The sequence below is a fragment of the Pseudomonas fontis genome (assembly GCF_028656955.1).
Classification (GTDB): Bacteria; Pseudomonadota; Gammaproteobacteria; order Pseudomonadales; family Pseudomonadaceae; genus Aquipseudomonas; species Aquipseudomonas fontis.
The window spans coordinates 100,565-125,972 of the sequence record NZ_JAMDGY010000011.1 but is presented as its reverse complement, the minus strand read 5'-3'; the positions used below and the strand labels follow the sequence as shown (position 1 = coordinate 125,972).

Annotated in this window: 24 protein-coding genes; 13 read left to right on the top strand and 11 right to left on the bottom strand. The window is 63.5% G+C overall.

Annotated features, from left to right (window positions below):
* Positions 1 to 25: 25 nt before the first annotated feature.
* From M5G11_RS03595 to M5G11_RS03585, 3 genes are read left to right on the top strand one after another with little or no spacing between them, the layout of a single operon-like run.
* A complete protein-coding gene (locus M5G11_RS03595) occupies positions 26 to 1,678 on the top strand; it encodes an acyl-CoA dehydrogenase family protein (RefSeq protein WP_273909587.1) in 1,653 nt (550 codons plus the stop codon).
* 32 nt (positions 1,679 to 1,710) lie between these two features.
* Positions 1,711 to 3,216, top strand: a complete 1,506-nt coding sequence (gene amn / locus M5G11_RS03590; protein ID WP_273909588.1) for an AMP nucleosidase — start codon at positions 1,711 to 1,713, stop codon at positions 3,214 to 3,216.
* A gap of 6 nt (positions 3,217 to 3,222) precedes the next feature.
* Positions 3,223 to 3,852, top strand: a complete 630-nt coding sequence (locus M5G11_RS03585) for a pseudouridine synthase (protein WP_273909589.1) — start codon at positions 3,223 to 3,225, stop codon at positions 3,850 to 3,852.
* On the opposite strand, the gene M5G11_RS03580 is transcribed toward M5G11_RS03585, so the two are convergent.
* A complete protein-coding gene (locus M5G11_RS03580; RefSeq protein WP_010222926.1) occupies positions 3,849 to 4,052 on the bottom strand; it encodes a DUF2788 domain-containing protein in 204 nt (67 codons plus the stop codon). The two genes, M5G11_RS03585 and M5G11_RS03580, sit on opposite strands and share 4 nt — an antisense overlap.
* A 55-nt stretch (positions 4,053 to 4,107) precedes the next feature.
* On the bottom strand, positions 4,108 to 4,584 hold the full coding sequence (locus M5G11_RS03575; RefSeq protein WP_273909590.1) for an Lrp/AsnC family transcriptional regulator: 477 nt from the start codon (positions 4,582 to 4,584) through the stop codon (positions 4,108 to 4,110).
* A 444-nt stretch (positions 4,585 to 5,028) separates the two neighbouring features.
* Here M5G11_RS03575 and M5G11_RS03570 point away from each other — a divergent pair, with 444 nt between their 5' ends.
* Entirely contained in the window at positions 5,029 to 5,886 is an 858-nt protein-coding gene (locus tag M5G11_RS03570) for a DUF6515 family protein (protein WP_273909591.1), read from the top strand.
* A 382-nt stretch (positions 5,887 to 6,268) separates the two neighbouring features.
* Here the strand turns inward: M5G11_RS03570 and M5G11_RS03565 are convergent, their stop codons facing one another.
* Together M5G11_RS03565 and M5G11_RS03560 are read right to left on the bottom strand one after the other, a co-directional pair.
* Positions 6,269 to 7,141, bottom strand: coding sequence for a cation diffusion facilitator family transporter (locus tag M5G11_RS03565; RefSeq protein WP_273909592.1), 873 nt, complete (start codon positions 7,139 to 7,141; stop codon positions 6,269 to 6,271).
* A 27-nt stretch (positions 7,142 to 7,168) separates the two neighbouring features.
* Positions 7,169 to 7,588, bottom strand: a complete 420-nt coding sequence (locus M5G11_RS03560) for a polyribonucleotide nucleotidyltransferase (RefSeq protein ID WP_273909593.1) — start codon at positions 7,586 to 7,588, stop codon at positions 7,169 to 7,171.
* 118 nt (positions 7,589 to 7,706) lie between these two features.
* On the opposite strand from M5G11_RS03560, the gene hrpB reads away from it, so the two are divergent.
* The gene (hrpB, locus tag M5G11_RS03555; RefSeq protein WP_273909594.1) at positions 7,707 to 10,232 is read left to right on the top strand and encodes an ATP-dependent helicase HrpB; all 2,526 of its coding nucleotides are present in this window, start codon (positions 7,707 to 7,709) and stop codon (positions 10,230 to 10,232) included.
* 6 nt (positions 10,233 to 10,238) lie between these two features.
* Here the strand turns inward: hrpB and M5G11_RS03550 are convergent, their stop codons facing one another.
* Positions 10,239 to 11,330 (bottom strand): endonuclease/exonuclease/phosphatase family protein, encoded by a 1,092-nt coding sequence (locus tag M5G11_RS03550; protein WP_273909595.1) that lies wholly within the window; start codon positions 11,328 to 11,330, stop codon positions 10,239 to 10,241.
* Between the two features lie 55 nt (positions 11,331 to 11,385).
* Positions 11,386 to 12,057 (bottom strand): YciC family protein, encoded by a 672-nt coding sequence (locus M5G11_RS03545; RefSeq protein ID WP_273909596.1) that lies wholly within the window; start codon positions 12,055 to 12,057, stop codon positions 11,386 to 11,388.
* 152 nt (positions 12,058 to 12,209) lie between these two features.
* Here M5G11_RS03545 and M5G11_RS03540 point away from each other — a divergent pair, with 152 nt between their 5' ends.
* The 3 genes from M5G11_RS03540 (at position 12,210) to M5G11_RS03530 (ending at position 14,184) form a co-directional block, all read left to right on the top strand.
* Positions 12,210 to 12,971 carry a DUF2076 domain-containing protein gene (locus M5G11_RS03540; RefSeq protein WP_273909597.1) on the top strand — a complete coding sequence of 254 codons (762 nt, stop codon included), beginning with the start codon at positions 12,210 to 12,212 and terminating at the stop codon, positions 12,969 to 12,971.
* A 107-nt stretch (positions 12,972 to 13,078) separates the two neighbouring features.
* The gene (locus M5G11_RS03535; RefSeq protein WP_273909598.1) at positions 13,079 to 13,558 is read left to right on the top strand and encodes a LabA-like NYN domain-containing protein; all 480 of its coding nucleotides are present in this window, start codon (positions 13,079 to 13,081) and stop codon (positions 13,556 to 13,558) included.
* 20 nt (positions 13,559 to 13,578) lie between these two features.
* Positions 13,579 to 14,184 (top strand): 3'-5' exonuclease, encoded by a 606-nt coding sequence (locus tag M5G11_RS03530; RefSeq protein WP_273909599.1) that lies wholly within the window; start codon positions 13,579 to 13,581, stop codon positions 14,182 to 14,184.
* On the opposite strand, the gene M5G11_RS03525 is transcribed toward M5G11_RS03530, so the two are convergent.
* Positions 14,181 to 14,633: an Lrp/AsnC family transcriptional regulator gene (locus tag M5G11_RS03525; RefSeq protein WP_273909600.1), complete on the bottom strand. Its 453-nt coding sequence runs from the start codon at positions 14,631 to 14,633 to the stop codon at positions 14,181 to 14,183. The two genes, M5G11_RS03530 and M5G11_RS03525, sit on opposite strands and share 4 nt — an antisense overlap.
* Before the next feature lie 152 nt (positions 14,634 to 14,785).
* On the opposite strand from M5G11_RS03525, the gene yedA reads away from it, so the two are divergent.
* From yedA to M5G11_RS03505, 4 genes are all read left to right on the top strand, one after another.
* Complete coding sequence (gene yedA, locus M5G11_RS03520) at positions 14,786 to 15,715, top strand: drug/metabolite exporter YedA (protein WP_273925245.1); 930 nt, start codon at positions 14,786 to 14,788, stop codon at positions 15,713 to 15,715.
* 117 nt (positions 15,716 to 15,832) lie between these two features.
* Positions 15,833 to 18,400: a T6SS effector BTH_I2691 family protein gene (locus tag M5G11_RS03515; protein WP_273909602.1), complete on the top strand. Its 2,568-nt coding sequence runs from the start codon at positions 15,833 to 15,835 to the stop codon at positions 18,398 to 18,400.
* Positions 18,400 to 19,404 (top strand): DUF6708 domain-containing protein, encoded by a 1,005-nt coding sequence (locus tag M5G11_RS03510; protein ID WP_273909603.1) that lies wholly within the window; start codon positions 18,400 to 18,402, stop codon positions 19,402 to 19,404. The genes M5G11_RS03515 and M5G11_RS03510 overlap by 1 nt, the downstream gene beginning before the upstream one ends.
* A 57-nt stretch (positions 19,405 to 19,461) precedes the next feature.
* Positions 19,462 to 20,793 (top strand): RNA helicase RhlE1, encoded by a 1,332-nt coding sequence (locus M5G11_RS03505; protein ID WP_273909604.1) that lies wholly within the window; start codon positions 19,462 to 19,464, stop codon positions 20,791 to 20,793.
* A gap of 129 nt (positions 20,794 to 20,922) precedes the next feature.
* Here the strand turns inward: M5G11_RS03505 and M5G11_RS03500 are convergent, their stop codons facing one another.
* Together M5G11_RS03500 and M5G11_RS03495 are read right to left on the bottom strand one after the other, a co-directional pair.
* The gene (locus M5G11_RS03500) at positions 20,923 to 22,167 is read right to left on the bottom strand and encodes a TIGR03862 family flavoprotein (protein WP_273909605.1); all 1,245 of its coding nucleotides are present in this window, start codon (positions 22,165 to 22,167) and stop codon (positions 20,923 to 20,925) included.
* Between the two features lie 150 nt (positions 22,168 to 22,317).
* Positions 22,318 to 23,232 carry a histone deacetylase family protein gene (locus tag M5G11_RS03495; RefSeq protein ID WP_273909606.1) on the bottom strand — a complete coding sequence of 305 codons (915 nt, stop codon included), beginning with the start codon at positions 23,230 to 23,232 and terminating at the stop codon, positions 22,318 to 22,320.
* 84 nt (positions 23,233 to 23,316) lie between these two features.
* Here M5G11_RS03495 and M5G11_RS03490 point away from each other — a divergent pair, with 84 nt between their 5' ends.
* A complete protein-coding gene (locus tag M5G11_RS03490; protein ID WP_273909607.1) occupies positions 23,317 to 23,742 on the top strand; it encodes an EamA family transporter in 426 nt (141 codons plus the stop codon).
* On the opposite strand, the gene M5G11_RS03485 is transcribed toward M5G11_RS03490, so the two are convergent.
* Both M5G11_RS03485 and pmrG read right to left on the bottom strand, forming a co-directional pair.
* Positions 23,659 to 24,528, bottom strand: coding sequence for a phosphatase PAP2 family protein (locus M5G11_RS03485; RefSeq protein ID WP_273909608.1), 870 nt, complete (start codon positions 24,526 to 24,528; stop codon positions 23,659 to 23,661). The two genes, M5G11_RS03490 and M5G11_RS03485, sit on opposite strands and share 84 nt — an antisense overlap.
* Positions 24,525 to 25,199: a lipopolysaccharide core heptose(II)-phosphate phosphatase PmrG gene (pmrG, locus tag M5G11_RS03480; RefSeq protein ID WP_420793791.1), complete on the bottom strand. Its 675-nt coding sequence runs from the start codon at positions 25,197 to 25,199 to the stop codon at positions 24,525 to 24,527. The genes M5G11_RS03485 and pmrG overlap by 4 nt, the downstream gene beginning before the upstream one ends.
* Positions 25,200 to 25,408 lie beyond the last annotated feature (209 nt).

Here is a 25,408-nt window from a genome sequence, read left to right as displayed (position 1 = left end):
ACCGGATCTTGCCAGGGAGCCCCCGATGAACCTGCACCAGTACGCTGAAACCCACGAAGTCACCAACCAGCCGCCGTCACTGGACGGGTGCAACCTGTATCGCATCGACCTGCCCTTGCAGGAATGGTCGCGGCGCTATGGTGCGGGGTGGGCCGAATCGCGGATCGACGCCTATGGTGCGTTGGCTGGGGGGCCGCTAATGGCGGCGGGCTTCCTGGCCAATGAGAACAAACCGCGCTTCGTCAGCCATGACCGTTACGGGCATCGCATCGACCTGGTGGAGTTTCACCCGGCCTATCACGAGCTGATGCGCACGGCGATCGAGCATGGCCTGCCGTCCCTGCCCTGGACCGACCCGCGCGCCGGGGCCCATGTGGCCCGGGCGGCAATGACCTACCTGCACAGCCAGGCCGAAGCCGGTAGCGGCTGCCCACTGACCATGACATTCGCCGCCGTGCCGGCGCTCAAGCTGCAACCGGAGCTGGCCGAGTACTGGCTGCCCAAGGTGCTGGCGACCGAGTACGACCCGCGCAACGTGGGCGACCGGCACAAGGCCGGGGTCACCCTGGGCATGGCCATGACCGAGAAACAAGGCGGCACCGATGTGCGTGCCAACACCACCCGGGCCTACCCGGTGGGGGCGCCAGGGCCGGGGCAGGCGTACGAGTTGGTGGGGCACAAATGGTTCTGCTCGGCGCCGATGTGTGATGCCTTCCTGACCCTTGCGCAGACGGACAAGGGCTTGAGCTGCTTCCTGTTGCCGCGCCATCGCCCGGACGACCAGCGCAACCAGTTCTATATCCAGCGCCTGAAGAACAAGCTCGGCAACTGTTCCAACGCCTCCAGCGAGGTCGAGTTCCGTGGTGCGTTGGCGTGGATGATCGGTGAAGAGGGGCGCGGTGTGCCGACCATCATCGAGATGGTCGCGATGACCCGTTTTGATTGCATGGTCGGCTCCAGCGCGCTGATGCGCCAGGCCCTGACCCAGGCAGCGCACCACTGCGCGCACCGTACGGTGGGTGGCCGGGTGCTGGCCGAGCAACCGTTGATGCAGAACGTGCTGGCGGACCTGGCCCTGGAAAGCGAAGCGGCGCTGGCGCTGAGCCTGCGCATGGGTCATGCCCTGGACCAGCCGGACGATCCGCACCAGGCGCGCTTTGCCCGCTTGATCACGGCAGTGGGCAAATACTGGATCTGCAAGCGCGCCCCGGCAATGATCAACGAAGCCGCCGAATGCATGGGCGGGGCCGGCTATGTGGAAGAAAGCATCCTGCCGCGCCTGTACCGTGAGGCACCGGTGAACTCGACTTGGGAAGGCTCGGGCAACGTACAGTGCCTGGATGTGCTGCGAGCGCTGTCCAAGGAGCCCGGCGTGCTGGACTCGTTGTTCGCAGAACTGGGCGACGGGCACGGCGACCCGCGTTTGGCCGCGCATATCGGCAACCTGAAAAGTGCCTTCGCCGACACCGGCGACATTCAGTACCGCGCCCGGCAACTGACCGAGGATATTGCCGTGGGCTTGCAGGCCAAGCTGCTGCTGGAGGCAGGCAACGCGGCCGTCAGCGATGCCTTTATCGCCAGCCGCTTGGGCGGCAGTGGCCGGGTTTACGGGGTATTGCCGCGTGGCGTGGACGTGGCGGCCCTGGTGCAACGCGCGACACCGAACTGGCCGTTCTAACGTACGTGCCTTTGTTTCCAGATAGAGGCAAGATGAGCGCAAGCACGCCAGACAGGAAGTACATTGTGAGCCGTACTGATGCAGCCTTCATTGTCGTAGAAACCGCCGAGCAAGCCGTCGATCGCCTGGCGACCCTGCACGAAACTGCCACCGCGGCCCTGAGCCAGGCGCTCAAGCGCTACCTCAAGGACCGCACCGAGCCGAACGCGCAAGAGCGCGCGCAGTTCCGCTACCCCGAGTTGCGTCTGACCTATCAGTACCAGGGCGAAGTCCCGGTGATTACCCGGGCCTATGCCAAGGTCCAGCTACCGGGCACCTACAGTGTCACCGTGACCCAGCCGGCGGCGTTTCGCAGCTACTTGCTGGAGCAACTGCGGCCCTTGATGCGCGACTTCACCGTGATGGTCGAAGTGGGCGTCAGCCAGCAGAACATTCCGTACCCTTATGTGGTCGAGCAGGGCGATGAGCTGGCCGGTACCGGCATCACCGCCGCTGCCCTGGCCCGTGTGTTCCCGAGCACCGACCTGTCGGCTGCCACCGACGGCATTGCCGACGGCCTGTATGACTGGGCCAACGTCGACCCGTTGCCGCTGGCGCTGTTCGATGCGGCGCGGGTGGACTTCTCGTTGCGCCGCCTGGTGCATTACACCGGCAGCGACTGGCGTCATGTGCAGCCGTGGATCCTGCTGACCAACTACCACCGCTATGTCGACCAGTTCATCAGCCACGGGCTGGAGCAACTGCGCGACGACCCGCGCTTCGTGCGCATGGTGCTGCCGGGCAACGTGGTGATCGAAAAGGCCATGGACAACTGCGAAGCCCAGGCCCTGGTGGCCGGGGTGGTCTGGCACCGCTACCAGATGCCGGCCTACCACCTGATCGCCGCCGACGGCGACGGCATCACCCTGGTCAATATCGGTGTCGGCCCGTCCAACGCCAAGAACATCACCGACCACCTGGCGGTGCTGCGCCCGCATTGCTGGCTGATGATCGGTCACTGTGGTGGCTTGCGCCAATCGCAGACCATCGGCGACTACGTGCTGGCCCACGCCTACATGCGCCGTGACGGCATTCTTGATCGCGTGGTGCCGCCGAACATTCCGATCCCGGCCCTGGCCGAGGTGCAAATGGCCTTGCAGGAAGCGGCGGCGCAGGTTACTGGCGAGCGTGGCGACGAATTGAAAAAACGCCTGCGCACCGGCACCGTACTGACCTACGATGACCGTAACTGGGAACTGCGCTGGGCCCAGGAGCGGCCGCTGATCAACCTGTCGCGCGCGGTTGCAGTGGACATGGAAAGCGGCACCATCGCCGCCCAGGGGTATCGCCTGCGGGTGCCGTACGGAACCTTGCTGTGTGTATCGGACAAGCCGCTGCACAGCGAGATCAAGTTGCCGGGGGCGGCCAACGCCTTCTACAACCGGGCGGTGAGCCAGCACTTGAAGATCGGCATTGCCGCGCTTGATCTGCTGCGCACCGAACTCAACTCGCTGCACTCGCGTAAACTGCGCAGCTTTGATGAGCCGCCGTTCCGTTGAGGCCCCATGCCGTTACCCCCTCGTAGCAAGCCGCGCCGCCCGGCGCCCAAGCCCGCAGCAGTGCGTCGCCCGCCCAAGGCGGCGCCTGCCGAGTCGCGGCTGATCCTGTTCAACAAGCCCTTCGACGTGCTGACCCAGTTCAGCGACGGCGAAGGCCGGGCCACCCTCAAGGACTACATCGCCATCCCCGGCGTGTACCCGGCCGGGCGCCTGGACCGGGACAGCGAAGGCTTGCTGCTGCTGACCAACGACGGCCAGTTGCAGGCGCGCATCGCCGACCCCAAGCACAAGTTGCCCAAGACGTATTGGGTACAGGTCGAAGGGGAGCCTAGCGAAGAACAACTCAAGCAGCTGCGTGAGGGGGTCGAGCTGAATGACGGCATGACCTTGCCCGCCGAGGCACGCCAGCTTGAGGAGCCAGACCTGTGGCCACGCAACCCGCCGGTACGCTTTCGTAAAAGCATACCGACCAGTTGGCTGGAACTGGTGATTCGCGAGGGGCGCAACCGCCAGGTGCGGCGCATGACGGCGGCGGTCGGGTTACCGACCCTGCGCCTGGTGCGCGTACGGATCGGTGACTGGACGCTTGATGGCCTGGAGCTGGGCCAGTGGCGGGAAGTCCCCGCGCGGCGCTAGACGCCTTCGATAAAGCCGATGACCACGCTTTTGATGATGAAGGCGAGGATACCCAGGCCCAACACGAAAAACAGGATGAAGGTGCCGAACTTGCCGGCCTTGGATTTCTTCGCCAGGTCCCAGACGATGAAGCCCATGAAACCAATCAGGATGGTGACCAGGATGGTCATCATCCACTCTTCGAACAACGCAGGATCCATCGGTTTTCTCCGGCAGGTTGAGGCGCAAGATTATACGCCTGCACCGCCGGTGTGACTAACGCAGGTGTGTCAGCGGCAGTTCGGTGCTGGCCAGGACCTGGTTGAGCACGAAGCTTGAGCGCACGCTGGTGACGCCTTCAATGCGGGTCAGGTGACCGAGTAGCAGCTTCTGGTAGTGGTCCATGTCGGGCACCACCACCTTGAGCTGGTAGTCCGCGTCCATGCCGGTCACCAGGCTGCACTCGAGCACTTGCGGCAGGCCGCGAATGGCCGCCTCGAATGTCTCGAAACGTTCCGGGGTGTGCCGGTCCATGCCGATCAGCACGTAGGCGGTCAGGCTCAGGCCGAGCTTCTTGCGATCAAGCAAGGCGACCTGGCGATTGATATAGCCGTCGTCTTCCAGCTGCTTGACCCGTCGCGAACACGGCGAGGGCGAGAGGCCGATGCGTTCGGCCAGTTCCTGGTTGGAGATGCGCGCGTCGCGCTGCAATTCGGCAAGAATGCTGAGGTCGTAACGATCCAGTTTGCTCATGGATAATGTCTTTCCTGCTTTGATTGCTGCGAATTATGATTCCTTAGGTAAAAATTGCGCAAGTAATGTTTTGATGAGCAATTTTCGCAATCCTCTGCTGCCGTCGATTTCATATGATTGTTTCCAGAATCACTGCCCGGACTACAGTCCACGGCTACTGGCCCAATCAGGCTGGTGGCGGCCAGCAACCCCACCGGGTTGTGTTTGGCCCCCGGGCTACACACTGTCTACAAGACGGCGTGAGGTGAGCCGGCGCCACAAGCGCCGAGCAAGGACAAAATTCTCGAAGGGGGGCCTGCTGGCCTCCCTTTTTTATTGCCTGCATTTTTTTCATTTTGCGGCCGATACCCTGAAGCAGACGGCCTGATAGAGTTGCTGGAGAACCGCTGGCGGTTTATCGAGTCTTAGTATCAGGCCCCCGTTATCGGCCACGAGAGGAATAGCATGAAGTCGCGCATCTGGCATCTGGCAGGTGTTGGTTTGCTCTGTTTGAGCATGGTGGTACAGGCTCAGGATGAGCGCCGCGGGCCGCACGATGGCAATGGGGGCCAAGGCGGTGGCAATGGCGGTGGCGGTGAGTCGTCGTTGCCGATCCAGGCAAAGCCCAACGAAGCCCGGCAGACCCAGCCACCCAGGCAGGGTTATTACCAGGACATCCCACGCGGTAACAACAACGGCCACAACAATGGCTACAACCAGCACTGGCAGGCGGGTGGGCCCGGGCAACGGCCTGGGGACTCGAACTGGCAAGGCCGGCCCAATGGGCATGGCAATGGCTGGGGACCGGGGCCGCAGTATCGTCCGGGGCATGTGATCGATCGCTTCCCGGCCCAATACTGGCGTGTGCCGTACCGTGGCAATGACTACTTCTATTCCGGTGGCTATTGGTACCGGCCACAGGGGCCGCGCTATATCGTCGTGGCGCCGCCTTATGGCGTGCGTGTGACCTACCTGCCGGACTATGCCCGTGAGGTGTGGGTGGGTAGTGCGCTGTTCTTCGTTGCGGCGGGGACCTATTACCAGTACCAGGACGATACCCGTGAGTACGTGGTGGTGAACCCGCCGGTTGCCACGGCGCCGGTGCAGGACACGGCGCAGGGTTACGACGTGATCGCCTACCCGGCCAACGGGCAGGGCCCGCAGCAGGTCGAGCAGGATCGCTACCAGTGCTATCGCTGGGCGGTGGAGCAGACCGGGTTCGATCCGGCGACGGCGAGTTATGCGCCAGCGCCACAGGTGGTGGACAACTACCGGCGGGCGATGGGTGCTTGCTTGAGTGGGCGTGGGTACAGCGTCAACTAAGGGGCACTGGTGACCCCGGTTGGCAAGGCTTCGCCTTGCATCGCTGGCAAGGCCAGCTCCCACAGATATCAGGGGTGCTGCTGATGTCTGTGTGCAAGGGCAGCTTCCACAGATGTTTGGGGTGCTGGTGATGCCTGTGTGCAAGGGCAGCTTCCACAGATGTTTGGGGTGCTGCTGATGCCTGTGTGCAAGGTGCTGGTGATGCCTGTGTGCAAGGGCAGCTTCCACAGATGTTTGGGGTGCTGCTGATGTCTGTGTGCTAGTCCAGCTTACACAGATGTCTGGGTGCTTCCGATTCCTGTGGGAGCCGGCCTTGCCGGCGATGGGGCGCATAGCGGCCCTGGTTTTGGCCGGCACCCCCGGCGCTTTCACAAGTCAGGCGTCAAGCTATCGGGTCAGCATGCACCAGCACTTCAGCTTGCGGGAACTTGCGCTTGATCGCCGCTGCCGCTTCATCGCTCAATGCATGGGCTTTGGTCAGCGGCAAGTCCCCCGGCAACTCCAGGTGCACCTGCACAAACCAGTGGCTGCCCGACACCCGTGTGCGCAGATCATGCGCACCAAGCACCCCGGGCACTGCCGTCACCAGCGCCATCATCTCTTCACCAACGTCCCCCGGCAGCTCCTTGTCCATCAGCGTCGCGGTACTTTCCCGGGCGATCTGCAGCGCGCTCCACAGAATGTACAACGCAATGCCCAGGCCGAAATACGCATCCAACTGCGGCCAGCCAAAGCGCGCCAGTATCAGCGCCAACAGAATGCTGCTGTTGAGCAGCAAGTCGGAGCGGTAGTGCAGTGAGTCGGCGCGCACCGCCGTAGAGCCGGTAATGCGGATCACCTTGCTCTGCAACGCCAGCAAGGCCACGGTCAGCCCCAGCGAGAGGACCATCACCACGATGCCCACTGTCGCATCACCCAAGGGGTGGGGGTCCTGCAAGCGCTCCAGCGCCTGCCCGGCAATCAGCACCGCACTCACCCCGATGAACAGCGCCTGGGCCATGCCGGCGAGCGCCTCCGCCTTGCCGTGGCCGAAACGGTGATCGTCATCGGCCGGGCGCAGTGCGTAGTGCACGGCCAGCAGATTGAGGAACGAAGCCGCCCCGTCGAGCATCGAGTCGGTCAGCCCGGCCAGCAGGCTGACCGAACCGCTGAGCCACCAGGCCACGGCCTTGCTGACGATCAGAATGCAGGCCACGGCAACCGACGCGCGGGTGGCCAGGCGTAGTAGGCGGGCGTGTTCGGCGCTGCTGTTCATGGGCTCGACATCCTTGTGCGGGTGAGATCAGGCGGCAGGCGTGAGGCCGTACAGCGCCAGTTGTTCGACGCTGCCGCTGTGCTGGATCAGGCGCGGGTCGTTCAGCGGCAGGCGCTGGCCCAGTTCATCTTGCAGGATGGCCTGCAGGCGCTGATTGTCCACCTTGCCGTCGGCGCCGATGGCCTGGTTGAGCTTTTCCGGGGTGACCTGGGCGGTGGTGCCGCCTGGCAGGTAGATGGCGCCGGTGGCGAAGTCGATGCCGAACGCGATCAGCCCGGGGATCACGTAGAACAGGATGCCGACGGCGTTCAGGGCGACGATGACCGGGTCTACCCGGCCCTCGATCTGGCCGCGACGGTCCGGGTAGAACAGGGTGCCGCACGCTGTCAGCTGGGTCAGCAAGGCCGTGATCAGGACTGCACCTGTGACACGCAAGGGAATACGCATGTGAATCTCCGCAAAGAAGGTCGCAACGATACCGGCAAATGGCCGGTGTCTGAAGGTAAGACCATGATAATGCAAGGCCGGTTCGCCGTTATACTCGGCCGATTGTTTGAGGGCTACCATGATTTCTTTACCGATCGATGCTGTACTGCCGGCATTGCGCGAGGCTTTGTCGCAGCGCCACGAGGCGGTGCTTGAAGCCCCCCCCGGCGCCGGCAAGACCACCCGTGTGCCGCTGGCACTGCTCAACGAGCCGTGGTTGGCCGGGCAACGCATTCTGATGCTCGAACCGCGGCGCCTTGCCGCGCGCGCCGCCGCCGAGCGGTTGGCCAGCGAGCTGGGTGAGGCGGTCGGCGAAACGGTCGGCTACCGCATCCGCCTGGACAGCAAGGTCGGCCCGCGTACACGCATCGAGGTGGTTACCGAAGGCATCCTCACCCGGCGCTTGCAGGAAGACCCAGCGCTGGACGGTGTCGGCCTGCTGATCTTCGATGAATTCCATGAGCGCAGCCTGGATGCCGACCTGGCGCTGGCGCTGAGCCTGAACGGTCGCGAACTGCTGCGCGACGAGCCGCCGCTAAAGATCCTGCTGATGTCCGCGACGCTGGAAGGGCAGCGGCTGTCGGCGTTGCTCGACGATGCGCCGATCATCAGTAGCGAAGGGCGCATGTTCCCGGTGCAAATGCGCTGGGGGCGGCCATTCCAGGCGGGGGAGTTCGTCGAACCGCGAGTGGTCGACTGCGTGCTGCAGGCGCTGGCCGATGAGACCGGCAGCCTGTTGGTATTCCTGCCAGGGCAGGCGGAGATTCGCCGCGTGCACCAGTCGCTGCAGGAGGCCGTGGGCGAACGTGCCGAGATCCTGTTGTGCCCGCTGCACGGTGAGCTTGACCTGACGGCCCAGCGCGCGGCGATCGAAGCGCCGCCTGCCGGTAAGCGCAAGGTGGTGCTGGCGACCAATATCGCCGAGACCAGCCTGACTATCGATGGCGTGCGCGTGGTAATTGATGCCGGGTTGGCGCGAGTACCGCGTTTCGACCCGGGCAGCGGCATGACGCGGCTCGACACCCAGCGTATTTCCCGCGCCAGCGCGACCCAGCGGGCGGGGCGGGCGGGGCGTCTGGAGCCGGGCGTGTGTTACCGGCTCTGGTCCGAAGCCCAGCATGATCAGCTGGCAGCCTATGGCAGCGCGGAGATTCTCCAGGCAGACCTGGCCGGGCTGGCCTTGCAACTCAGCCGCTGGGGCGTGGCCCCGGCACAATTGTGCTGGCTCGACTTGCCTCCGGCCGCAGCCTACGCCCAGGCGCAAGACCTGCTGATGCGCCTGGGGGCCTTGCAGCCGGAGCAACTGCTGACGCTGACCAGCCACGGCCAAGCCATGGCGCAATTGCCTGCCCACCCGCGTATCGCCCACCTGCTGCTGCGCGGCCAGGACCTGGGGCTGAGTGCGATGGCCTGTGATGTCGCGGCATTGCTCGGTGAGCGCGATATCGTGCGCGGTGGCGGTGCCGACCTGCATACCCGGCTGAGCCTGCTCAGCGGCGAAACCCGTGGTGCGCGGGGCAGCCAGGGCGGGGTGCAGCGTGCACGGCAGTTGGCGCGGCAGTACCGCAGTTACCTGCGCGGCAAACCGGGCAACGCCGTGACCGACCCTGAACACTCACGCTGGCTGGGCGCCTTGCTGGCGCTGGCCTATCCCGACCGTGTCGCCCAGCAGCGCCGCGCCGGTGGTGCCGAGTACCGCCTGGCCAATGGCCGTGCGGCGTTGTTCGGTGAAGCGGATGCACTGATGAAACAGCCCTGGCTGGTGATTGCCGACCTGGGCAGCCGTCAGGGGCAGCGCGAAGAGCGTATCTACCTGGCTGCCGAGTTCGACCCGGCGCTGTTCGAGGGTGTGCTCGCCGAGCAGGTGCGCACGGTCGATCAGCTGGAGTGGGACGAGCGTGAAAATGTGCTGCGCGCCGAGCGCCAGCGCAAGGTCGGCGAGCTGGTGCTCAGCCGCGAGCCATTGACCGGGCTGGACGACGATGCGCGCGCCAGGGCGCTGCTTGAGCTGGTGAAACGCAAAGGCCTGGAACTGCTCAGTTGGACCCCGGAGCTGCGCCAGTGGCAGGCACGTGTGGCGTTGCTGCGTGCGCTGGACCTGAGCGGCAGCGGGCAGAGTGAGTGGCCGGATCTGAGCGATGCGGCCTTGCTGGCGAGCCTGCCGGATTGGCTGCAACCCTACCTGGGCAAGGTCACCCGGCTCAGCCATTTTGCCCAGTTGGACCTGTCGTCGATCCTGCGCAACCTGCTGCCCTGGCCGTTGCCGCAGCGCCTGGATGAGTGGGCGCCGACGCACCTGCATGTGCCGTCCGGTTCAAACATCCGCCTGGACTACAGCGAGCATCAACCGGTGCTGGCGGTGCGCTTGCAGGAGTTGTTCGGCTTGGCCGAAACCCCACGCATCGCCCAGGGCCGGCAACAGGTGCTGCTGCACCTGCTTTCGCCGGCACGCCGGCCAGTGCAGGTGACCCAGGATTTGGCCAACTTCTGGCGCAGCACCTATGCCGAAGTGAAGAAGGACCTCAAGGGCCGCTACCCCAAGCACTACTGGCCGGACGACCCGCTGATCGCCGAAGCCACCGCGCGGGCCAAGCCGCGCAAGTAGCGGCGCTTACTGCTCGGGCTCAGGCGTCGTCGGCAGCAGCAGGCGCGCGGTGAGCGGCAAGTGGTCGGAGATCTCCAGCGTGTCCTGCTGCACGACCTGTGCGCTGACACGCTTGAGTTTCGGGCTGTGGAACAGGAAGTCGAGGGTCCGGTCCGGGCCGTCGACCCGCCCGTCGTTGGGGAAGTGCGTCAGCCAGTCGGCACGCTCGGCACCGCTGGATTCGGCATTGCTCGGGATCATCGGGTACTTGTCCCAGAGCAGGTGCAGATCGCTGTCAGGGGCGTAGTGCTGGCGCTGCTCCGGTTTCAGGCGACGGTATTGGCCCAGCGGCAACAGGTTGAAGTCCCCGCCGAGCAGCCAGGCAGTGCCCTGGCTTTCCAGCTTGTCGACCAGGCGCACCAGGCGCTCCAACTGCTGGCGCTGCAAGTCGCTGCCCTGGGCAAAGGGGATCAGGTGAGTGTTGAGCACGGCCAGCTTGCTGCCGTCGCTGACCGGCAGGTAGCTGGCCAGCACGGCTTGCTGCGGGTGCAGCAGGCGGCTCAGGGCATTGCCTGAATCCGTCGGCAATTGCAGGCGCCGGGCCTGTTCGATCGGGTAGCGGCTAAGGGTCGCCAGGGTGCGCCCGACGCTGCCAGCGATATGCCAGTCGGGGACGAAGTCGGCTTTCCAGTCGTAGGCCTGCACGGCGCAGGGGTAGAGGTCGACCAGGCGTTCGCGCAGCAGCGCCAACTGGTCCTGGTAATCGCTGGCCTTGGCGTTCTGGTCCAGCTCCTGGAGCAGCACCAGGTCTGGCGCTTCGGCGCGGATCACCCGCGCCACCTCGTCGAGGTTGAAGGCCAGGTCCTGCGGGGTCGGGCGGGTGTCCGCGCCACGGCCTTCGTCATACCAGAACACATAGCGCTTGCCGGCCAGGAACTGGACGTTCCAGGTCATCACCTTCAGCGCCTGGCCCGGCACCAGCGGTTTGGCCGGGCCGCTGCACGACACCGGCAGCGCCTCGCGCGCTTCGGGCTGCCAGCTCAGTTGCCAGGCCAGCAGCCAGAGCAGGGCGGTGATCAACACTACAACCAGCAGGGCATTGCGCAGAAGTCGGATCATTGGCTCGACGTATTCACAAGTGACGCTTGAGCATACCCGAGCCGTTCGTCGGCTCCTAGGGCTGCGACGGTTCCACTGCCGGCTCGCTGATCAGCATGAACAGGCGGTAGATCACCACGGTGCTGAACAGTTGCAGGAAGCTGCTGAGGGTGTTGAACAACAGCTCCAGCGCCGGGTTTCGCGGGTCGGGCAGCAGCGCCAGGGTCAGCCCGTCGACCAGCCACAGCGGCGCGAGTACGCCGAGCATGCATGCCAGCACCACCCAGAAATGCCCGTTGGCCATCTGGAAACTGCCGCGCATGGCGGCAATCGGCTGTTGGCCGCGCAGCACCACGAGGAACTCGGAAAACGCCAGGTTGATCATCACCCAGATGCCCGGGAGGATGAACAGCGCAATACCGGCCATGATCAGCAACGAGCTGAGCATGACCATCAAGGCGAACGTCGGCCACAGGCGCACGGCCATGGCCAGCAGGTTGCGCTTGAGCGGTTCATGGCCCTGGCTGCGTGCGTCGAGATAGAGGATCAGCGCAGCGCTGTACAGTGGGTAGAACAACATCCCCACCAGCAGGCCATAGGCCGGGGAGGCCTGGTCACCGAGCTGGCCATAGAGCAGTTGTGTGCACAGGGCTTCAAGGAGCACCAGTGGCAGGCATAGCTTGGCGATGCTCACCAGGTGGCGGCGGAAGAAATACAGGGAGTCACGCAGAATGTTGAGCGGATTCATCGGTCGATATCGCAGTGGAAAAGCAGGCCGACACTTTAGCCCACCGCTACAACCTGAACAAAGTTTCATGCGCTGGGTGCATTGAATCGCCGATGCTGGTTCCCCATCTTCAATGAACCTGAATTCTTTCCGGCAATCCCATGAGGTCGCCCATGAACCACGAAGAACAATCCCTGATCGACGGTCTGTTCGCCCGTCTCAAGCAAGCCGAAACCGCAGGCGCACCTCGCGATGTACAGGCTGAGCAAGTGATCGCCGGGCACGTGCAGCAACAGGCTGGCGCACCGTACTACATGGCCCAGGCCATCCTCGTGCAGGAAGCCGCGATCAAGCAGCTGGACGAGCAGAACAAGCAGCTGCAGGCCGAGTTGGCCAAGGCGCGAGCGCAAGCGGCCGCCAGTGCGCCGCAAGGCAGCGGCGGTTTTCTCTCCAGTATTTTTGGCGGTGGAGCGCGCCCATCGCAACCGCAGTCCCAACCTCAGTCGTATGCCAGCCAGGCACCCGCGCCCGCACCTTCGAGCGGTGGTGGTTGGCGTGAACCGTCCAATGCCGGGTTCGGTGGCCCGGGTGTAACCCCACAGCAGGGCTTCACTGCGCCACCGCCAGCTGCGCCGGCCCGCAGTGGTGCCAGCAGCTTCCTCGGTGGTGCCTTGCAGACCGCAGCCGGCGTGGCTGGCGGGGTGATGCTGGCGCAAGGCATCAGTAGCCTGTTCAACCACAACACGCAGCCGCAGGAAGTGGTCGAAGTGATCAAGGAAGAGCCCGCCCCCGCCAGCGATAGCGGCGGCTGGGGTAGCAACGACGACCAGCGCCTGACGGCCGACAACAGCAACTACGACCAGGGCGGTTTCGCTGATAGCGGCTACAACGATGAGGGTGGTGACCTGTTCTCCGACGACGATTCCTACGTCTGACGGCTTGATCCGCCCGCGTGCATACCCGCGCGGGCGCCAGGCTGGCATACTGGGCGCCGAATCGGCCCGGTATGCGCGGCCGGCCATAAGCGTCATGAGGAAGTGCGGTGAAAAAGATTGCGGTGTTCGCCGATGTGCAGAACCTCTACTACACTGTGCGCCAGGCTTATGGCTGCCACTTCAACTACGCGGCCTTCTGGGCCGACGTCAGCCAGCAAGGGCAGATCGTCGAGGCGGTGGCCTACGCCATCGACCGTGGTGACAGCAAGCAGCAGCAATTTCAGCAGATCCTGCGCAACCTGGGCTTCACGGTCAAACTCAAACCCTATATCCAACGCAGCGACGGCTCGGCCAAGGGCGACTGGGACGTGGGCATCACCCTGGACGTGATCGACGCCGCGCCGCGTGTCGATGAAGTGGTGCTGGCCTCCGGCGATGGCGATTTCGATCTGCTGCTCGAGCAGGTCATCAGCCGCCATGGCAAGACCGCCGTGGCCTATGGCGTTCCGGGCCTGACCGCCAACTCGCTGATTCGCGCCGCCAGCCGCTATGTGCCGATCGAAGGCGCGCTGCTGCTCAAGCACTGAGCCCAACCCCGAGGTTTTTTGTGGAACGTATTGCTGTCATCGACTTTGAAACCACCGGCATTTCTCCGGGCCGGCACTGCCGGGCAACGGAAGTGGCGGTGGTCATGCTCGAACGCGGGCGCATTGTCGAGCGCTACCAGAGCCTGATGAACGCTGGTTTGCCGGTCCCGGCCTTTGTTGCCGGGCTAACCGGCATCACCACGGCCATGCTGCGCAGCGCGCCGCCGGTGGCGCAGGTGATGAACGAAGTGGCCGAGTTCGTCGGCAGCACGCCGCTGCTGGCGCACAACGCCTCGTTCGACCAGAAGTTCTGGGATTACGAGCTGGCGCAGATCGGTCGCAACCGCGTGCAGTCGTTCGCCTGTTCGATGTTGCTGGCGCGTCGTCTGCTGCCCGGCGCACCCAACCACAAGCTCGGCACCCTGACGCGCTGGGCGGGCCTGCCAGACACCGGCACGGCTCACCGGGCCATGGCCGACGCCGAAATGGCCGCCAACCTGGCCCAGCACCTGGCAGGTCAGTTGCGTCAGGCCCATGGGCTGAATGAGGTGTCCCACCAGCTGTTCTGCAGCTTGCAGAAAGTCCCCGCCGCGAAAGTCGCAGAAACCCTCAAGCGCTACCGCTAAGCCTTCTTGGCATCCAGGTGGTCGAGCGGCACGCGCCGCTCCATCGCGCTGGAAAGAATGATCGAAGTCTTGCTGAAGCCGAACTGGGACACACGGTTGATCAACTCCTCCAGTTCCGGCATCGAGCCGACGGCTGCCTGCATGATCACGCAAGGGTCCCCCGTAACCCGGTGACATTCGGTGAGCTGGGGGATCTGCGTCAGCGCTTCATACGCCTGCTGATTGCCATGGCTGCTCAGGCGCAGCTCGATCACGCACTGGATCGGCAGGCCGATCTTGCTCATGTCGACCTTGGCCTGGTAGCCGCTGATGACCCCGCTGGCCTCAAGCTTGGCGACCCGCTCGGCAACCGCCGGGGCAGACAGGTTGACCTTGCGTGCGAGCTCGGCAAAGGAGGCGCGGCCGTTTTCCAACAGTGCGGCGAGGAGCATGCGATCGTACTTGTCCATGGTGTTCGGTTGCCTTGTTTCGAAATATTGGAGAAAAGCCTGAATATCCTTTTTTTCGAAAGCCAATGCTGTTGATAAAAAGGTATTGCTGCTTATGTTTCCCGCTTGGGCTTTCTAAACTAACGCTCCAATAACAGAGTTTCGAGCCCCCCATGCCTGCCTCTCGTCGTTTCCCCTTGTTGCTGATCGGCGCGTTCCTCGCCCTGTACCTGGTATGGGGCTCGACTTACCTGGCAATTCGCATCGGTGTGGAGTCGTGGCCGCCGCTGCTGATGGCCGGTGTGCGTTTCATCATTGCCGGTAGCCTGCTTTACGGCTTCCTGCGCTGGCGCGGCGTGCCGGCGCCGACCTGGCCGCAATGGCGGGCCGCCGGGATGATCGGCTTCCTGTTGCTCAGCTGTGGCAATGGCGGGGTGACCGTCGCCGAACATGCCGGCGTGGCCTCGGGGGTAGCGGCCCTCGCCGTGGCCACGGTGCCGCTGTTCACCTTGTTGTTCGGCTTGTTCTTCGGGCACCGCACGACCCGCCTTGAGTGGGCCGGGATCGCCATGGGGCTGGTGGGTATCGGCCTGCTCAACCTGGGTTCGAACCTGCAAGCGAGCCCATTGGGCGCGGCGCTGATCATCTTTGCGGCGGCGTCCTGGGCGTTTGGCTCGATCTGGAGCCGGAACCTGCCGCTGCCGCCGGGCCCGATGGCCAGCGCAGCGGAAATGCTGGTGGGCGGGGCGGCCTTGCTGATCGGCAGCGCACTGAGTGGCGAACGCATGACCCAGATGCCCACGGCCGCTGGCTGGGGCGCGCTGATGTACCTGGTGTTCTTCGGCTCGATCCTGGCGTTCAGTGCCTACATGTACTTGCTCAAACACGTACGCCCAGCGGCGGCGACCAGCTACGCCTACGTCAACCCGGTGGTGGCGGTGCTGCTGGGGATGGCCTTTGCCGGTGAGCAGATCGGGGCCGAGGAGTGCCTGGCCATGGCCGTGATCATCGGCGCGGTGGTACTGATCGGCTTGCCGCAGTGGCGCAAGCCAGCGGTGGCAGCTCCAGCGCCGACGCCAGAGGCGCGTTTGCAAAGCGAATAATTCACGGATATTTCCTGCACGAACACAGGACAAGTCTGATTTCCTCGACTGGGCGATAGGGCGAGGATTTCCAGAGGAGGTGGCCCGACACGGGCTCGCCAGGTCGGAGTGTCGTGCATGGAGCCGGAACGTCTGCGGGAAATCCTCGAACAGTGCAAGCAAGCCTGTGAAGCGCTCAGTGGGCCGTTGTTTCACAGCCCCACGGTGAACTGCACACGGGCCTTCAGCATTTTCCCGATGCGCTATGGCGTAGTGGGTGGCCCGAGCACGTTGCGCGACTACCTGCTCCCGCAATTGCCCGCCCACCTGCGCCGCCCGCACAAGGTCGGGCGTCTTGCTCAAGCCAGCTATGCCATTCGTCCGCTGCGCGAAGGTTTTCTCTATGTGCTTGAGCGACGCACCAGTGTCGGCAGCTATGCCTGGCACAGCCAGTTCAGGGTCTCGGAAATCGGCTCGCTGCAATACATGGAGCAGGACAAGCCCTGGGCACCCCCCCCCATGGGCGGCGGTATTGGCAATATCGCCTGGATGTTCACGATGCAGGACATCGACGACATCGAGGATGTGCGCCTGCTCTACAGCCCGGCGCCACTGACCCAGGAGGTGCTGCGCAACTACCGGGTGCGCGCAGCCTTGCGCGATACCCTGGCATCCATTGATCTGGCCAGGCTCACCCATGAAAGACCGCCGGTCATGGACAATGTGCTGCCCTATGACCAGCTCAAGCGGGTCGCGGACTTTGCTGCGGCCGACAACCCGCAACTGCGCGCCTTGCTGGCCAGTCAGGCGTTCTCCGTGGTTGTGCCGCCCGAGCAGGCGCTGTATCTGGAAATGATGCCCGGCAAGGAGCACCCGAAATACCGTGGGGTGGGCATCGTGGTCGACGACGCGCTGGGTATCGCCCAGGAGCTCAATGCCTGGCGCAACGCCAGCGCCGAGACGCTCGAAGCCTTCATGGGCAGGGTTGATGGCGAAGGGTTGAGCAATCAGCGCAAGTTCACCATCGCCATGGCCATCGACAACATCCGCCTGACACTGGCCGATGAAGCTGAAGTGCGGATGCGCGAGCACTTCAAGACCCTCGGGGTGACCTACACCTCGCCGCCCCATTCCCACAGCACCTTGCATGTACCGCAGGCCGCGCTTGGCTACACGGTGTCCTACCGTGACCCGGCGCATCAGCAGCAGGCCGAGCAGGAACGCATCGAGAAAGTGCGCAGCACCAGCTGGGAGAAGTACGCCGGCTATGTGGACGAGCCAAGGCGCGAGAGGTTCCTGGACACCTATCGGCACGCAGTGAACTTCGCCGATAGCAACAAGGAGGCGCGCGCGGGTGATCATCTGTTGTGGCTGAAAAGTGCGGCGTTGCTGGAGGCGCTTGACCGTTTTGACCGCAATGACCAAGAGCAGGCGCTGTTGTTTGAAGACCAGATGGCCAAGGTGCTGGTCGGCATGAATGCCACGGCGGCTGGGGAGGCATTGCTGAGCCAGTGGCGTGAGGCAGGCATCGCCAGGGACAACCTGTTCTGGAGAGCGCTGGCGCAGAATCAGGATGCCGCTGCCGATGAGTTGGCCAACTTGCTCGGGCACAAGGATCAGTTGGCGCAGTTGGATGATGACCAACTGCGTGGCCACTTCAAGAAGCTGACCGACCTCTTTGACAAGAGCCATGCCCTGGCCGATGAGCTGGCCAACTCGACTGAGGGGCCGCCGACGGCCCGTTTGATGGGCGGGGCGCTGTTGGTCAATGCGTTGGGCAATACCTTGTTTCAGAGCAAGTTGTCCGCTATTGCGGATAAACCGGTGAATTGGTTGTTGGCGCAGACGCTGAAGGCTCGCCTTGGGCGTTTCGCGGAACACTTCAGCCTGGAGAGCCGCGGCGGCATGCCGTTGAGCCGTGGTGCCCAGCGGCGGATCGAGCGCGCTACGCAGGGGAGTTTCAGCGAGGTATTGCAAGCAGGCGCCAAAGGGCCAATGGCCGAGGTGCGGATCGGTTCCGTGCTGGTGCTGCTGGAGGTCTGGAACCTGACCCACCGGCTGAATGCGGCGGACAAGCAGAGCAAGGAGTATGTCGAGATTGCAGCGGCATTGCTGGGGCTGACGGCTGCGGGGCTGGAGCTGGGCGCGGTGGCGGTGGGGTTTGCCGAGAAGAGCGGGAGTGCGGTGGTGCGGGAGGGGACTGCGGTGTTCAAGGGTGGCTTGCGGTTGGGGGCGGGGATACTCGCGGGAGGCGTGGCTGGAGTTGGAGTGTGGTACGACATCCAGGACATGTTGTTGGCATATTCAGTGCGTAAGCACTCATTCTCAGGTTTCTACGCCGTTCGAGCCATAGTACAAGCAGGCGCTGCCGGCTTATCAATTGCTATCGGCTTGGCTGTAGCTGGCCCGTTCCTTAACTATCTGGTTAAACGCCATGGCACTCAGTCCTTCTTTGGACAGTCATTGCTTCGCGCTGCACAAACGTCTTCTACATTGGTGCTGCGTATGACATGGATGTTGCGAGGCTTCTACGGAATTAATATTGTTCTCTTGATATTAACGGTTGTTGATATCGTATTTATGCCTGATGCATTGCAACGCTACCTCGATCACAGTAGCTTCCGAAAAGATCGAAGTAATGGAATCGCTGAGACGGAAGAGCAAGAACTCAAAATTATGGTGAATGCAATCAAAGGTACACTCTGATGTATTTCTTCGAATGGGGTTATCAGATAGCCAGGCGTGCCATGTCCTATGAGGAAAGTCTGGAGGCATTCAACAAGCAAAAACGCCAACCCGGCCAGCCAGAACTCAACGCACCAGATGGAGTAGGTGAGTCAGTATCAGCAAGCGTCAGCGCGCATGAGTCGATCTATACCTATAATGAGGTTTATATTGATGCTCGTACGCCCAATGATGAAAAACGTGGAGTGATCACTTTTTTCGTGGGTGGTATTGGTATGATGCTGATTTATATGTTTCTTGGTTTGTTGTTTATTTATTTAAATCAAGTTTTTACCGGGTATGATAGTGCCGGTGATGCACTCCTGCGTTCTGATTATTTCTTTGCCCCGCTAGTGCTGGTGATCCCTGCTATTGCGCTCGTTGTGTATTACAAGTATGCGTTCCGGCATCTTTTTCTGGAGGCATTCACCGCCCGCCGCCTAATCATCCGTTTCAACCGCATCACCCGCAAAGTCTACCTGCTACGCCCCAACTACCTCGGCGGCTTGCGCATCATGGACTGGGATAAAACCCAGCCGCTCATCGAAAAGAACATGACCCAAAGCGAAGGCATGGGTGGTTTTGTGGTGCTGTGCTGGGACAAGGGCGATGGCACTGACCTGGCCGGCAACCCCACCGACGACATCGAACTCACCTTCGTCGGCAAACCCACGCGCAACGCCAGGGAATTGCTGGCCTTCTGGGAATACATCCGCCGCTACATGGAAGTCGGCCCTGAAGAAGCCCCGCCGCCGAAGAAACTGATCAGCAAGTTCCCCTGGCCCTGGCTGTCACTCAAAGCCGCCTGGGGCCTGGACACCAGTTTTCTGCGCCACAGTGCGCTCTGGGTGTTTGTCCTGCTCAATTGCATGCTGCTGCCGGCGATCCTGATTCATGCCGTGGGCCACTGGGTTTCCCTGCTGCTGTGCTACGAACCGCGCTTTCCCAAGGCCATCGAAAACGCCGGACGCGACGAGGCGCGGTGAAGCGTGGCCGAAACAGGTAAACTGGCGCCATTGCTGATTTCCCTTGATGGTACCGTCATGACATTCGCCAAACTTGGCCTGATTGAACCCTTGCTGCGCGCGCTCGAGCACCTCAACTACACCACCCCGACACCGGTCCAGGCCGAGGCGATTCCTGCCGTGCTGGCCGGTCGCGACCTGATGGCCGCGGCCCAGACCGGCACCGGCAAGACCGCAGGCTTCGCCTTGCCATTGCTGCAGCGCCTGACCATGGAAGGGGAGAAGGTCACCAGCAACTCGGTACGTGCCCTGGTGCTGGTGCCAACCCGCGAGCTGGCCGAGCAAGTTCACGCCAATATCAGCGAATACGCCGAACACCTGCCGCTGCGCACCTATGCCGTCTATGGCGGGGTCAGCATCAACCCGCAGATGATGAAGCTGCGCAAGGGCATCGACCTGCTGGTGGCCACCCCAGGTCGCCTGCTCGACCTGTTCCGCCAGAACGCCGTGAAGTTCTCGCAGTTGCAGACCCTGGTGCTGGACGAAGCCGACCGCATGCTCGACCTGGGCTTTGCCGATGAACTGCGCTCTATCTACGCCGCGTTGCCGGCCCGCCGCCAGACCCTGCTGTTCTCCGCGACCTTCTCCGACGAGATCCGCCTGATGGCCGGGCAGATGCTCAACGATCCGCTGAGCGTCGAAGTCAGCCCGCGCAACGTCGCCGCCAGTTCGGTGAAGCAGTGGGTGGTGCCTGTGGATAAGAAGCGCAAGCCGGAGCTGTTCAGCCATTTGCTGCGCAAGCAACGCTGGAAGCAGGTGCTGGTGTTCGCCAAGACCCGTAACGGTGTTGATCAACTGGTCGAGCGTCTGCGTGGCCAGGGGGTGAACTGCGACGGTATTCATGGCGACAAGCCGCAGGCGACGCGTCAGCGCGCGCTGGACAGCTTCAAGGCCCGTGAAATCCAGATTCTGGTGGCCACCGATGTGGCCGCGCGCGGCCTGGATATCGATGACCTGCCGTTGGTGGTCAACTTCGATCTGCCGATCGTGGCCGAGGATTACATTCACCGGATCGGCCGTACGGGCCGGGCGGGCGCTACCGGGGAGGCGATTTCGCTGGTGTGTGCCGATGAGGTGCAGCTGCTGTCGGCGATCGAGACACTGACCCGCAAGACCTTGCCGCGTCATGAAGAGCCGGACTTCGTGCCTGAGCACCGGGTGCCGCTGACCGATGCCACGGGCCAGGTGCTGAAGAAGCCGAAGAAACCGAAGAAGCCGAAAGAGAGTGGCGCCAAAGGCAAGCTGGGGCGCTGGATGGACAGCGGGGATACCCCGGCGGTGGCGCCACAGGCCAAGCCGGTGCGCAAGGTGCCGACGTTCAACACCGGGCCGCGCAAGCGTAAGCCGTAAGCTCAACGCAGCGCTGCAAACCCTGTGGGAGCCGGCTTTGCCGGCGATTGACCGCTTGGCGGTCACAGCCCTTCGCTGCCAGCGAGGGCCTTATCGCCGGCAAGCCTGGCTCCCACAGTGCTGGGTCAACTACCTGGTTGTAGTACCCAGCCACTCCAGTACACCCAACCCCGCCTTGCGCCCGCTGGCAAAGCACGCCGTCAGCAAGTAGCCCCCCGTCGGCGCTTCCCAGTCGAGCATCTCCCCGGCACAGAACACCCCCGGCACTTGACTGAGCATCAAACGCTCATCCATCGAATCAAAGCGCACGCCCCCGGCACTGCTGATCGCTTCATCCAATGGCCGTGCCCGCACCAGCAGCATCGGCAACGCCTTGATCGCCGCCGCCAAGCGCTGCGGATCGGCAAACACCTCAGGGCCAGTCAGCTCACGCAGCAATGCTGCCTTCACCCCATCAATCCCCAACTGCCCCTGCAGGTGCTTGGCCATCGAGCGTGAGCCCCGTGGCTTGGCCAGCGCGGCGGCAATCTTGTCCACAGGCTTGCTGGGCAACAGGTCGAGCAGCAGGGTGGCCTGCCCATCCCGGTTGATCGTTTCGCGAATCTGCGCCGACCAGGCGTACACCAGGCTGCCTTCCACACCGCCTGCGGTCAGCACGCATTCACCCAGGCGCGGCGCCTGGCCGGGCAGGCTCAAGGCGATGTTCTTCAGCGGGGCGCCGGCAAACTTGCTCGTGAGCAGGTCGCTCCATGCGGCCACTTCAAAACCGCTGTTGGCCGGCTGCAACGGCGAGATATCCACACCCCGGGTCTCCAGCCACGGCAACCAGGCGCCATCAGAGCCCAGCCGCGCCCAACTGCCACCGCCCAGTGCGAGCACTACAGCATCAGCGTTTACCGCCAATTCGCCCTGTGGATAACCGATTCGCACGCTGCCGTCGGCATTCCAGCCGAGCCAGCGATGACGGGTGTGGATAACTACCCCGGCATCGCGCAGGCGCTTGAGCCAGGCGCGCAGCAGCGGTGCGGCCTTCATGTCGCGGGGGAAGACCCGGCCGGAGGTGCCGACAAAAGTCTCGATGCCCAGCCCGTGAATCCACTGGCGCAAGGTGTCGGCATCAAAGCCTTCGAGCAGCGCCGCCACTTCAGTGGCCCGCTCGGCATAGCGCGAGATAAAGGCCGGGTAAGGCTCGGAATGGGTGATGTTCATGCCGCCAACACCGGCCAGCAGGAACTTGCGCCCCACCGACGGCATGGCGTCGTACAGGTCCACCGCCACACCCGCCTGGCTGAGCACTTCAGCGGCCATCAGGCCGGCTGGCCCACCTCCGATAATGGCAACGTGGGGGCGGTCAACAGAGGGGGTATCGGTCATGGTGGCTGCAAGCTGGGGATAAATGAGCCGGCATTCTACCCGAGGCAGGCCTTCAGCGGCACTGTACAAAAAACGTACAGGTCGCTGCGGGCCAAGCGCTGCAAGGGTTTGAGTGGCTTTCACAGAGGTTATCCACAGCCGGTTCCACAGTCATTGTGGGTAATTCAGTACCCGTTGTGCGCTGTGATGAAGGATGCCATGGCGCCGGGCGAGCGCTTGGCGATCCTTGCTGTAGCCGCCGCCGATCAGCCCGACCACCGGAATGTCCCGCCCCAGGCACTGGCGCAGCACGCACTCATCGCGTGCGGCAACGCCTTCATCCGTCAGTTGCAGGTAGCCCAGGGCGTCATCCTTGTGCACGTCGACGCCGGCGTCATACAACACCAGGTCGGGCTGGTACAGCGGCAGCAGGTAGTTCAGGGCATCCTCGACCACCTGCAGGTAGGCCGCATCACCCATGCCGCGTGGCAGCGGGATGTCCCAGTCGCTCTGCGCCTTGCGCGCGGGGAAATTCTGCTCGCAGTGCAGCGACACGGTAATGGCTTCGGGGGTGTCGTGCAGGATGCGTGCGGTGCCGTCGCCCTGGTGCACGTCGCAGTCGAAGATCAGCACCCGCTGCACGCGTCCGGCTTCCAGCAGATAACGGCTGATCACCGCCAGGTCGTTGAAGATGCAGAAACCGGCCGGGTGATCGAAATGGGCGTGATGGGTGCCGCCGCCCAGATGGCAGGCGATGCCATGCTGCAAGGCCTGCTCGGCCGCCAGCAACGAGCCGCCCACGGCCCGCACGGTGCGCCGGGCCAGCGCCTCGCTCCAAGGCAGGCCGAGCCGGCGCTGGTCGGCATGGGCCAACTCGCCGTTGCGAAAACGCGCGATGTAGTCGCGGTCGTGGGCCAGCGCGAGGATATCGTCGGGGCAGATTTGCGGACGCAGCAAGGCCTCCTCGGTGGTCAGGCCGCTGTCGATCAGGTGATCGCGCAGCAAGCGAAACTTGTCCATCGGGAAGCGATGCTCGGGCGGGAAGTCCGGGCTGTAGTCGTCGTGGTAGATCAGGGGCAGGTGCATGGAGGTGATCTTGCCAGTCCTGCCCCGTTCGGCGCCAGTCGATCTACACTGGCGCGAACACACTCCACGCAGGGGCTCGCAGGCATGCTCGCTTCATGGACATTCTGGGCAATCCTCTCGGCGGTGTTTGCCGCGCTCACGGCCATTTTCGCCAAGGTCGGGGTGACCGGGATCAATTCCGACTTCGCCACCCTGCTGCGCACGGTGGTGGTGCTGATCAGCCTGGCGCTGATTCTCTTCGCCACCGGCCAATACCAGGCACTGGGCTCGATCTCTGCGCGCAGCTATGTGTTTCTGCTGCTGTCGGGGCTGGCCACCGGCGCCTCGTGGATTTGTTACTTCCGGGCCCTGCAACTGGGCCAGGCATCCCAGGTGGCGCCTGTGGACAAGTTGAGCGTGGTGCTGGTCGCGGTGCTCGGAGTCACCCTACTGGGTGAGCGACTTGATCTGCGCCAGTGGGGTGGCATCAGCCTGATTACCCTGGGTGTGGTGTTGCTGGCGTGGCGCTAGGGGCGATGCGTCCAGCGCGGTGCGACCGTAGAAGAACAACGCCGGCAACAGGCTGCTCAACCAGACGAAGATCCCCGCCCAGAAGGTGTGCGACATATAGTGCCAGCCTTGCAGTACCCGAGTAGTGCCATACACCAGGCCCACCAGCAGGATCGCGATCAGCAGGCTGCGGGCATGCGCCCAGCGATGGCGCAGGGCGACGAAGTACAGCGCCAACAGGGTGAAACCGCTGGACGCATGCCCGCCCGGCCAGCAGCGGCCCTTGCCGGCTTCGCTGAACCAGGTGAAGTTCTCGAACCATTCCCGTTGCAGTTGTTCGCCGCCGTACAGCGTGGTTTCCACCGGGCAGTACACGCTGGTGTGGCTCTTCAGGTAGTGAATCACCGTGGTGCTCAAGGCAAAGGCCACCACCACATAGAAGAAGTCCCGGCGATAGCGGGTGGTGAAGCGCAACACGCGGGCCACTGGGGTACGTTCCAGCCAACGGGTTGGCGCACTGCGCGGGTAGGCGGCAAAACGCGGCCAAAGGAATGACAGCACGGCGCCGATAATTGCCAACTCGCCCGTCCAGTTCGGCAGGATGCGCGGCCACTTGTGCGTCAGTTTCTCGAACAGCTGATTGTGCAGCAGCGGGAACTGGCCGGTGGCCGGGTCGAGCAGCAGGTTGCTCAGCCAGCGGTCGAGATTGGTCAGGTCGAACATCAGGAACACCACCGCCGCGAGCAGCAGCGGTACGCCGAGGTGACGCAGGTAGAACGCCTTGCGCGAATGAAGGGCCCGGGTCATTGCGCCACCGTCGCCAGCAGTTTGCGCCATTGCGGGGCGTTCATCTTGCCCAGGATGCGCGGCTTGCCATTGCTGCCGACCGAGACAAACACCGCTTCGGCGTAGCCGCTGGAACGCTCACCGCCCGGCACGCCGAGCTGGCGCTCAAGCTGATCGATACAGCCGCTGTGGGTCACCAGCACGAGGTTGCGGTCGGGCGTCTTGTGCGCCAGGGTCTCTGCGGCAAAACGCTTGGTGCACTGTTCGACCCAGGCTTCGCTGGTGGCCAGCTTGCCGAACATGAAGTGCGCGGTTTGCTGGGTACGCACGGTGCCACTGCTGAGCACCTGCGCGTTGTCCATGCCCAGTTGCTGAAGGCCGTTGCCGACCTGCGCGGCGGCCTCGCTGCCGGCAACGGTGATGCCGGCAGGGTCGTCCAGGCACGGATTGTTGGAGCGGTCGCAACGTTCGGCATGGCGGACCAGGACGATGATTTCGCCCTTGGCCCAATCGGCATAGACACCACTGCTGCGCATCTGACTATCGCTGACCAGGTTCACGATCGGTGTACCTCTGGTTATCCACACGGTGGTAGCAGCCAGTGCCAGCACGGCACCCAGGCTCGCCAACAGGATTCGCACGCGACGTCGGGATCGTCGCTCGGGTTGGGGAAGGAAGGTCTGATCAACGATCGCGGGGTGCATCGGTTGCTCCAAAGGCCATCAACGGGTGCGTGGGCAGTTGGCCGCACGGGAATGGCCGCACTCTAGGAGAGTGTCTGTCGGGAGCGAGTGAAGGGGATGTGAAAAATAGATTGAACACAGCAAGGACGCGGGCTTCAGGCGACTAGCGCGAACGTTGCAAACAATTGAATTACAACTTGTTACTTATTCAATGACTG